Source organism: Streptomyces sp. BE303, assembly GCF_036290945.1.
Classification (GTDB): Bacteria; Actinomycetota; Actinomycetes; order Streptomycetales; family Streptomycetaceae; genus Kitasatospora.
In genome coordinates this window covers 1-359 of the sequence record NZ_JAQYWZ010000308.1, presented here as the reverse complement: position 1 = coordinate 359, position 359 = coordinate 1, and the positions used below count along the sequence as shown (strand labels likewise).

Sequence of the window (359 nt, the reverse complement as noted above, 5' to 3'; positions counted from 1 at the left end):
TCGATTCAGTAGCGGGGACAGGATTTGAACCTGCGACCTCTGGGTTATGAGCCCAGCGAGCTACCGAGCTGCTCCACCCCGCGTCGGTAAACACGACCTTACGCGACTACCGCCGGGACACCTAACCGGACTCCCCCGGCCCCGCGCAGGAGGGCCCAAACGCCGAAGGACCCGGACGCCATGTCCCTCCGCCCCCGTCGAAACAGTCGCGGGCACCGGGTGGGGCGGGGGTCGCGGGGGCGGGGGCCGGCGCGGCAGGCTCGGGGCGTCGGCCAGGCACGTGGCCGTGAGGGTGTCGGGAATGGGTGCGAAGCGGGCGTTGGGGGCCGCGGCGATCACGGGGGCGGTGCTGCTCGGGT

Annotated in this window: 1 tRNA gene; it reads right to left on the bottom strand. The window is 72.4% G+C overall.

Annotation, left to right across the window (positions count from 1 at the left end):
- Positions 1-9: 9 nt before the first annotated feature.
- Positions 10-83, bottom strand: a tRNA-Met gene (locus PUR56_RS03485).
- Positions 84-359 lie beyond the last annotated feature (276 nt).